At 67.6% G+C, this 9,689-nt stretch carries 7 protein-coding genes; 2 read left to right on the top strand and 5 right to left on the bottom strand.

Annotation, left to right across the window (positions count from 1 at the left end):
* Positions 1-133: 133 nt before the first annotated feature.
* On the top strand, positions 134-2,320 hold the full coding sequence (locus EB084_12705) for a hypothetical protein (protein NDD29117.1): 2,187 nt from the start codon (positions 134-136) through the stop codon (positions 2,318-2,320).
* Here the strand turns inward: EB084_12705 and EB084_12700 are convergent.
* The 3 genes from EB084_12700 to EB084_12690 form a co-directional block, all read right to left on the bottom strand.
* On the bottom strand, positions 2,306-2,563 hold the full coding sequence (locus EB084_12700; protein NDD29116.1) for a hypothetical protein: 258 nt from the start codon (positions 2,561-2,563) through the stop codon (positions 2,306-2,308). The two genes, EB084_12705 and EB084_12700, sit on opposite strands and share 15 nt — an antisense overlap.
* Positions 2,564-3,037: 474 nt before the next feature.
* Positions 3,038-3,751 carry a glycosyltransferase gene (locus tag EB084_12695; protein ID NDD29115.1) on the bottom strand — a complete coding sequence of 238 codons (714 nt, stop codon included), beginning with the start codon at positions 3,749-3,751 and terminating at the stop codon, positions 3,038-3,040.
* Between the two features lie 511 nt (positions 3,752-4,262).
* Positions 4,263-4,466 (bottom strand): hypothetical protein, encoded by a 204-nt coding sequence (locus EB084_12690; GenBank protein ID NDD29114.1) that lies wholly within the window; start codon positions 4,464-4,466, stop codon positions 4,263-4,265.
* Positions 4,467-4,534: 68 nt separating this feature from the next.
* On the opposite strand from EB084_12690, the gene EB084_12685 reads away from it, so the two are divergent.
* Positions 4,535-5,332 carry a glycosyltransferase gene (locus tag EB084_12685; GenBank protein NDD29113.1) on the top strand — a complete coding sequence of 266 codons (798 nt, stop codon included), beginning with the start codon at positions 4,535-4,537 and terminating at the stop codon, positions 5,330-5,332.
* Here the strand turns inward: EB084_12685 and EB084_12680 are convergent.
* Entirely contained in the window at positions 5,292-8,552 is a 3,261-nt protein-coding gene (locus EB084_12680; protein ID NDD29112.1) for a glycosyltransferase, read from the bottom strand. The genes EB084_12685 and EB084_12680 overlap by 41 nt on opposite strands.
* Positions 8,553-8,559: 7 nt before the next feature.
* Positions 8,560-9,689 (bottom strand): VCBS repeat-containing protein (locus EB084_12675; protein NDD29111.1); only part of this gene is annotated, 1,130 nt, incomplete at its 5' end.

Below are 9,689 nucleotides of genomic sequence, written 5' to 3'. Positions count from 1 at the left end.
CTCGGCGCCAATCTCGACGATCTCTCTGCGGCGTCCGAAGGGTTCGCCAGCGACGAGAGCAAGGTGGCGAAGGGCAAGAAAGAGAGCGTCTGCTGATGGTTGACGGGAGCACAGAGATGACAGGGCCGCACGCGTGACCGTGGTTCACATCGGGCACGCCTTCTACGGCGCGGGCAACATCGGCGACGACCTGATGCTGGCCGGCTTTCTCGCGTGCGTCGAGTCTCGCGCTGACCTGGTCTTCACCTGCTGTACGTCACATGACATCGAGAGCCAGCGGCGCCGGTTTCCGCGCATCGAGTGGCTGCCGTATACGTCCGAGCAGAGGCGTGCGGCGATAGCGAACGCCGATGTCTGGCTTGGGCTGGGGGGGAGCCCGTTCCAGTCAGATGACGGCGATTGGTTCACCCATCACCTGATCGAGGAGATGGCCCTTTGCGCGGAACGGGAGGTCCCCATGGACTTTCTCGGGGTGGGCGTGAACGATGCCGATGCGCTGCGCGATGTGCGCCTCCGGCACGTGCTGGCCCGCGCGCGCGTTCTGCTTACCCGCGATGCGCGAAGCGCTCGCTTGTTGCGGCCCTGCGCGCCGGCTGTGGCGGGTGCCGATCTGGCCCACGTGTTCCTCGAGGACTGGGCACGTGATCGCGCCAACGCGCATGAGGGAGACGCCCACGAGGGGCGTATCGGGTTCTGCCTCAACTTCCACGAAGACCTCTCGCCGCTCGTCGCGCCGTTCGAGGCCCTGCTCGAGCGCTGCCCGCAGCCCGAAGCGGTCGGCCTGGTGGGCGAGGTGCGCGTTCTTCCCCAGGGCGAGCGGGCACTCTATGGGCTTCTCTCGAGTGAGCGCGCGTCCCGTCTGCGGGTGTGTGTGCCCGATTACGCCGCCCCGACCTGCGAGGCGCTGCTTGCCGCCTGGCCGCGCTGCGGCTTTGCGCTGTCGTCGCGCTATCACGCGGCACTGGTTCAAGCCTGGAGCGGCGCCTGCGTGGGGGTGCTGGGCATCAACGACAAGCTGCGAGGTGCCGCCGAAGAGCTCGGGGTGCCGCTGTTCGAGCGCCTTGACGATGTCGATCTCTCGTGTCTCGTGGCAGCGGTGAGTCCGGAGCGGTTGCTTGCCAGAGCCGTGGTGGCGCGTCAGATGGTGGCGCGCTGGCTCGAGGCCGTCGATGGGGGAGGCATGCGGGCCGTGCCCCGTCAGGGTGTGCCCCAGCGGGTCGTGGTGATCTGTCCGGATGCCCTCGGAGACCTGGTGCTGCGCCAGCCCCTGCTCACGGCGCTGGTCGAGAAGGGCCACGCGGTGACCGTTGCGGCGCGCTCGCACGTGGCTGCGCTGACGTCGTACATCGACCCGCGCCTCGACGTCTTGACGATTCCGGTGAATCCCTATCACATCGTGCAGCCGCTCGAGCATGCCCAGGCGCTGGCCGAGCTTGTGGCCGATCTCGAGGCCTGCGACTTCGAGGTCGTGATGTTTCCCGCGTACACCCGCACCGTGGTTGACGAGGCCGTGGCTCGGGGACTGCCGTGGGTCAGACGGGTGGGGTTCAGCGGCGCGGGGGCGCTGCCGTTTACGAACCAGGAGCTCGAGACGCTGCTCTCGGCGCTGCCGGAAACGGTTGACGTTGCGCGCCTCACGGTCGAGGTGCCTGTTTCGCAGGCGTGGCCCGAGACCCGCAAGTACGCGGCCCTTGCAGAGCTGGGCTTTGATGCGCCCGTGGCGCAGCCTCGCCCGCGCCTCACGCTTCCCAAAGAGACCACGGCGCTGGCCCGGCAGGTGCTGGCGGACCTGGGCCTCACCTCGAAGCGCTACGCTGCGGTCTTTCCGCTGGGCACGGCCAACGTCTCGCTGAAGGCGGTGCCACGAGGCGTCACCGTCACGGTGACGACGGCGCTCGCGCGGGATGTCGGTCTGGAGGTGCTCTTGATGGGCGAAGAGGCCGAGCGGGCTGAGCTTGAGGTGCTGCGCGACACGTTGGGGTCGACAGGGGTCGCCGCGAGGGTCTGGGTGGGGGGCGTGCAAGACCTGGGCACTCTGCTGGGGCTGCTCGCCGAGGCGCGTCTCTATTTCGGCGCCGACACCGGCCCCATGCACATGGCAGCGGCGCTCGGCGTGCCCGTGGCGGCGGTGTTCGGGGGGGGCACCTGGCCGCGCTTCGTGCCGCAGGCCGAGCACGCGTGTGTGGTGGTGCGCCCCATCGAGTGCTTCGGCTGCGGCTGGAGCTGTCCCTATCCGCGGCCCCGATGTCTCGACGAGCTCGACCCCGCGCAGGTCGCCGACGACGTGCGCCGGTTCTGCGCGGGTCTACCTGCGGGGTAGGGCGATGGTGGTCGCGATGGCGGTCTCGAGTGGGATGCAGGCGATGGCGCAGTGCTCGTCGTTGATTCCGTAGCTGATTACGAGGTGTCCTCGGCTGAAGGCCGCACCCGTGGGGTAGACGATCTCGCCCACGGCCTTGTTCAGGCGTGCGTGGCGGGTGCGCGCGCCAAACGGGTTTCCCAGGGGCAGGGGCGAAATCGGAACGCGCAGCGGCGCGATGGGGGGAGGTGCTGTACACCGCAAAGCCGGGCGCGTCCTCGAGAAAGAGCCAGTTCTTCTCAATGGCCTGTCGCGTGCCATCGAGCACGAGAAGACGCGATTCTCCGATGGGGTGAAGGGTCTGCGGGTCGAAGGCCTGCAGCAGCTGGTGGTTGTGCGGATGCTGCCAGCCTGTGTTCCAGTGCAGAATGTGCCGTCCGTTCAGCACATACAGACGGGGATCGGCGAACCAACGGCGGGGCGGGTTATCGTCTCCGGTGCGGGGCAGGGTGATGCCGTCAGAGAAGGGAACGGGGCTGCCCGCGATGACGCGAAACCATCGGTCGAGGCGGCACATGGCGATGCGACGGTGTCCATCCGGGCCGACGACGCGGTAGGCCAGCAAATGGCCTTCCGGCATGGGCAGCAGGCTCGGATTGAATGCCGAGACCGCAAGGCCGCGCATCTCTGCCCAGGCGTCGGGAACGAGCACGTCGGTCTCGATGAGGTGACAGGCGATCACAGCCGAGCTCCCCACCGCCACAGCCACGCCAGCATGTTGGCCTCGATCGTGGCGTGATACCAGGGTGCGAGAACCTCGACCGGGCGAAGGGGGCGTCTGTGGCGGGCGACGCGGATGCGGTCGGCCTCGACAGCGCCCACCGATTCCCAGAGGGTCGACGTCTTCGACGTGCTGTGCACGCGAAACGCCCCCAGGAACCACGGCAGCCGAACCATGTGTGCACCCGCGCTGATGAAGCGGGTGATGAGGTCCCAGTCCATGGCGAAGCGAAATGCCGGATCGATGCCCCCCGCCTTGTCATAGACGCGCCTGCGCCAGAAGAGGGTTTCCTGCGGCACCAGGTCGACGGCCAGGGTGATGCGTGCATTGTGTCGATGGGTGAACCAGCGACCGGTCTCGAGCCCGGTCTCGTCGATGATGACCCGATGGCCGTAGACCGCGTCGACCTCGGGGTGTCGCGCCATGTACTCTGCGACGAAGCGCAGGGCGCCCGGCATGTACAGATCATCAGCGTTGAGGCAGGCCATGATGTCGTCGGGGCCACAGGGTGCTCGGGCCAGGCCAGCCGCGATGGCGGCGCTCTGGCCGCCGTCCGGTTTGCTGGTGTGGAACGCCAGCCGGGGAACGTGACGGGCGATGATGTCGACGCTGCCGTCGCGAAATCGCCATAGCGGGTGAGCCCGAGGCCATCGACGACCCGCGGCATCCACTCGAGGTACACCCGTTCCATCAGCGGGGGGCGCTTCGCCTTCGACGGGTGCGAGCGACGCGTGATGCCGGGAGGGGGATCGCCAGACTGCATCTCGGTCTCGGGAGGTCCTTCGCCGCGACCATCAGCCGCAGGCTCGGTCTCAGGGGGGACAGCGCGTATGATGAATCCGGTGAAGCGCTCCTCTGGGTCGTTTTCACACTGGGCCCACAGGGTCACCTCGAGCAGGGCCGGACGCAGCACGGGAAGGCGACACGTGAAGCCGCACATCGCGGGAACTCGCGCCCCGGGAAATGCGGCGACCACGTCCGGGCGCGCCATCTCGCGTGCCGCGCGCGTGTAGACGAAGGGCTCGGGCGCAGACGTCTCGGAGTCGCGCATCACCACCCGACAGGTCACGTTCGGCGACCCCTCGCTTCCGTCGCGGAAGCACCAGCCCTGTATGAACAGCTCGGTGTCGCGCAGCGTCTGCGGCGGCATGCGATCGAGATTGAAGCGCCAGGGAGAGGTCGTCACCGAACGAAGCGAACCTTTCGCAGCAGGGCGGCCGCCGGATGACCATTCATCTTAACGATGCATGGGGTCTCAGGCGCCGCATTGCCGATGAGGGGCACCACGCCGCTCACCCGAAGGCAGGCGCCCTTCGGGGGCGGCATGAGCCCGAACACGGCGCGCTCTGACGTCGGGCCGTCTTCTGCAACGGTCAGCGCTGCCATGCGCAGCCTGATCTCGGGCATGCTGAAAGAAGAGACGGTAGCGTCACCGTCGAACGGAGGCCACCGCCATGCGCCATCATCATCGCAGCGTTCATCACCCCGAGAGCGACGACGCCGAGCAGCTCGATCTCAGCGTGGTCATTCCGGCGTTTCAAGAGGGTCGAAAGATCGGTCGCGATATTCGCGCCGCCGATGCGTTTCTGCGGGCGCGCGGCCTGCGCGGCGAGATCATCGTGGTCGATGACGGCTCGGCCGATGACACCGCCGAGCGGGCCCGCCATCTGCAAGACGAGGTGGCGAATCTCTTCGTGATGTCGTATTCTCCGAACCGAGGAAAAGGGTATGCCGTGCGCAGGGGAGTCGAGCGCGCACGAGGCGATATCGTGATGTTCGCCGATGCCGGGCTGTGCGTGCCGTATGACGCGGCGCTGCAAGGCCTCGCGCTGCTCTGGCTCGACATGTGCGATGTGGCGCATGGGTCGCGTCGCGCTCGGGGTGGAGCGCGCCGGGCGCAGCCGCTCTTGCAACGTGTGGGCTCGCAGATCCATCGCTGGCTCGTGCACCTCATCATGGGAGTTCCGCTGCGCATCTCTGATACCCAGTGCGGATTCAAGCTGTACAAGCGCGAGGTGGCGCGTCGCCTCTACGGCGAGGTCATCACCGATGGCTTCATGTTCGACGTCGAGGCGATCATGCGCGCGCTTCAGCACAACCTGCGCATCCTCGAGTTTCCCGTGCCGTTCTCCAATGACACGGACACCCGCTTCCATCCGCTGTGGGGAACGGTGCGCAACATCACCGAGCTGGCTCGCATCCGTCGCGCGGTCAGCCAAGGCGCGCCTCGATCTCGCGCAGGCGCGCGCTGATGCTCCGTCCGATGGCTTCGACGCTGTAGTCACGCGCGATGTCGGCCTGGGCCTGTGACCCCAGGCGGGCCGCCAGGGCGCGGTCGTCGGCGAGGGTGCGCATGCAGGCGGCGGCGTGGGTGACGTCGGCGTCGGCCCACACATTGCCTCGGGTGTAGGGCCCTGCGTCTTTCTCGATCTCGATCATGCGGCAGCCCACGAGCATGCTGTTCGCCTCGTTCATGACATCGAGGTTGCTGCTGTAGGCGGTGGCCACGACGGGCTTTCCCAGTCGCATGGCCTCGGCCAGGGGGAGGCCGAACCCCTCTGCGCGATGCAGCGAGACGTAGGCGTCGCAGATGGCGGTGAGGGCGTACATCTCGTCGCGCGAAAGGGCCGTCAGGGTGAGGCCCATGTTGGGCGCGCCCCCCATCGCATCGAGCATCTCGGTGAACAGATGGGGAAGCGAATGGGCGTGCAGCATCTTCACCAGAAGAAAGACGTCGCGCCGATCTCCGAAGGCCTCGCGAAACGCCCGCACCACTGCCAGCGGGTTCTTCCGCTCCGGATAGCTCCATGCGTCGAAGGCGAACAGAAACGTGAAGGCGTCATCCGGGATGCCGAACATGCGACGGGTGATGTAGTCGGGGAGCAGCGCAGGGATGTGAACGGCGTACGGCATGCGCACCACGGGGATGGGGGCTTTCGATGCGATCGACTGGCGGGTGAAGGCCGAGGGCGCCCACACCTCGTCGAGGTGTGCGAACGCGGGGGTCCAGGCGTCGGGAAAGGTAGCCAGCTCCCAGTTCCACGCGCCGATTCGATGCCGCCCTCGCATCACGTTGCGCCCGCGACGGCGCACGAGCGACTCGAGCTCGTCGGGATTGGCATGAACGATGTCGATGGCGTACGACACGTCGCTCTTGGCGCTTGAGAGCGGGTTGCGCTCGAGCGCGTGTTCAACCGCGATGTGCGACTGTGCGCGGCAGGGGATGTTGGCCGCGATGAGCGCAGCGGCAACTGCTCGAGCCCCCTGCGAGAGGCCGGTGCGACCATCGAGGCAGCCAATGAGATTCACTCCGAAGGGGGGCGTGACGTCACGCGCCGACGATGCCTTCGCTGTCATCGGCTCGGGCCAGGCTAGACCACTGGCCGCGAGAAGGGGCGAGAAGGCATCACGCACCTCGTCGATTTCGTCGGGCGCCAGGGTGGGCGAGATGCGGCCGAGCACGTCGCGCAGAAAGGCGGGACGTGCATCGTCGGCAATGACCTGCGCGATCTGGTGGGCGAGGGGCCAGTTGCTTGGATTACACAAGAGAGCGTGTTGGGCCAGTGCATTCAGGCGATCGGGCGGCAGCTGTCGCGCGAAGCGAAGCAGCCTCAGCCAGGCCTGCACCTGGTGGGGGTTCTGGTCGATGGCGATCGCCAGCTCGCGCAGCGCCTCGTCGTTGCGCTGTGCCAGCATCAACGCGTGGGCGAGGGCGGTTCGCGCCCGCGTGTCGTAGGGGTATCGCGCGAGCCAGGCACGGGCCTCTGCTTCTGCACCTGGGGCATCGTGCAGGGCGAGTCGCACGGTGAGTCGATGCCAGACGGCCTGGGCATACTCGCAGGTCTGGCTGATGATGGCGTCGAGGCGGGAGAGCTGGTCTTGCTCATGCGGGGGGGTGTGGCGACACCCCTCGAGCTTGCGCTCGATAGCGGCGGCACCCAGCACGAAGCGGCGGCTGATTCCGCGGCTGGGCAGGGGGGGGAGGGAGGCGACTGCCTCTGGGGCGCGGGTTCGCGCCGTCTCCAGCCAGCCTGCAAGGGTGCGGGCGAGGGCGCCGTGCGCGAGGGTCGTGGCCTGGGCATGACGCAGGGCGGTAGCCATCAGGTCTCGGTTGAGGTGCGCTCGGCTCGAGGCATAGCGATCTGCTGTGGAGGAAACGTGTGACAGGGTGTCGGTCTCCACCAGGGTGAGGGCCCCACGGGCGTGGCGCTGTGCGATGAGATCGATGATCTCGGCGTCGAGATGCGCAACCACGAGTACGTGGGCCTGAAGCGCAAGGGGGGTGCGATGGCGGTGGGTGGGCGAGCAGTCGATGACACCCACGCCCGGCTCAAGCGCGAGGGCCGCCGCGAGGCAGTCCCACGTCTGGGGCGGTTCGAGCAGTTCGGCCAACCGAACCACGCAGAGGGTGACGTCGGGTCGGAGGTGCTCCGACAATCCGCCGCTTGTGCGCTCCGCGGGAATGTGCGCGGCACCGTGCGATTCGGTGTCTCGGGTTGCTCTGCCAACCGCATCGATGAGGGCGGTTCCCCATTCAAGGGAGGGCGCGATGGCGGTGCCCTCGAGCCACCCGTTGAAGCTGCGCACGAACACGAGCGGCATGGCCAGCAAGGGGTCGGCCTCGGCGTCGCGAAGCCGTTCGTGCAGACTGGTCTCGAAGGCGGCCGCCGACAGGGGCACCGCCGTGCTTCGGATGAGACCCTCCGCCGCGTGCACGTCAACGCTGGCGAACGCCCCAGGGTACTGCACGGGGTGCAGCCGTGCCGCGCCCGTGGAACGGGTGACGGCCTGTTCACCCGGAAACAGATGGCAGGTCTCTTCGAGGGTGATGGTGCTCACGCCCTGGGCCGCGCCCCACAGCGGCATCGATTCGACCGCGGCATCGAACTCGCGCAGGTACAGGGCATCGGTGGGCGCCCCTTCCAGCAGGGCGGCCAGATGCAGCCCGGGCAGACCGTGCGCGTGCGCCATCGAGCGCCACAGCGAGAGGCGACGAGGCAGCGTGGCGCTAGACCCTGCGTTGGCCACGACCAGCATGGGGGTGCCCTTGGGGCGCACATACCGCGCATCGTGAAAGAAACGGAGCAGATGGGTGAAGTGCGCACGCCACGCCTCGGGCCCTCCGGCCATCGACTCGGCATCCGGTCGCCACAGAAGCATGAACGCCAGATCGGGCTTACCGTCGGCGAGAATCGACTCGAGCACCGGATCAACAGTCGAGCCGTGCTGCTCGTAGCAGAATGCGAAGACGCCGTTGGCTCGGGCCAGCGCCCCGTGTCGCGCGCGCACGGCCGGTTCGAGCAGATCGAGGTCGCCTTCCCCCTCGGCGGGGAGGCGTGGTTGCACGTGGCCAGGCCACAGCGCAGGCGTGGCAAGCAGGCGCGCGTATTCCGCCTCGACCTGCGCGTCCGCGGGGGCGTACAATGGCTGCACGCCAGGCCGCGTGGTGTAGAAGCAGACCGGCAGGCCCACCGCGACGCTACTTGTGGAGGTTGATGGTGACCGCGGTGCCCTGGAAATTGGGGGTCACGTAGTCCGGCTTGTAGTCGCCGTTGATGTCGCCCACCGCGGGTGCGACGGAGGGGCCGTTGGTGCCGGTAAGGGTCGGCGCCTGGAAGGTGCCGTCGCCGTTGCCCAGCAGCAGCACGACGTCGGCGTGGACGAATGACCCGTACACCAGGTCAAGCTTGCCGTCGCCGTTGATGTCAGTGGCCACAGGGTTGGAGGTCGAAGCTCCGACATCGATCAGAGGGCCCTGGGTGAAGCCGCCCTTGCCGTCGTTGAGGAAGACGGTGACATTGCTGCTTTGGGCGGCGGCGATATCGAGCCGGCCGTCGCCGTTGAAGTCGCCGAGCGCGGTTCCGTACGAACCCACGCCAAAGTTCTGGTACGCCTGGAAGGTGCCGTCGCCGTTGCCCAGCAGCAGGGTTATCGTACCGTCGCCATAGCGTCCTTCCACGATGTCGGGGTTGCCGTCGCCATTGATATCGCCGATCGAGGGGACGTAGGAACCGCCCGAAGCGATGGCGGTCGTGTTCAGCGGCGCCTTGAATGTGCCGTCTCCATTGCCCAGGGCTACGGTGATCATCTCGTTGTTTGAGATGGTGGCGGCCACGATGTCGGGGATGTTGTCGTGGTTGAGATCGGCCAGCGCCACGCCCGCTGCGCCGCCATTCACGTTGGTCTGCAATACCTTGAAGGTGCCGTCGCCGTTGCCCAGCAGCACATCGACCGTGCCGCTCGACGTGTTGCCCACCACGGCGTCGAGCTTGCCGTCACGATTGAGGTCGGCCAGCGCGAACTGCACGGCCCCCGTCTGAATGGGGGTTGTGACGACGGGTCCGAAGGTGCCGTCGCCCTTGTTTTTCTGCCAGCCGAACTGACCCGAGCCGCCGACGGTGTAGAGGTCGGGAAGGGCTGTGGCGGGTACGGTGTTCGTCTGCCCCAGGGCGCTCCACGTCATGGCGGGCAGTGCCGCCTGGTTGGGGGGCTCGGCGTAGCTCGGGGTGCCGTCGATGCTGCGCAGAACGGTGGTTGTGCCCGTGGCCGAGATGACCAGATCGAGGAGGCCCTGCTGGCGCAGCTCGGCGAAGACGACGGGGCCGTCGG

The sequence above is a fragment of the Pseudomonadota bacterium genome (assembly GCA_010028905.1).
Taxonomy (GTDB): Bacteria; Vulcanimicrobiota; Xenobia; order RGZZ01; family RGZZ01; genus RGZZ01.
Note: the sequence above shows the minus strand (reverse complement) of the source record. Positions and strands in the feature narration are given on the sequence as shown.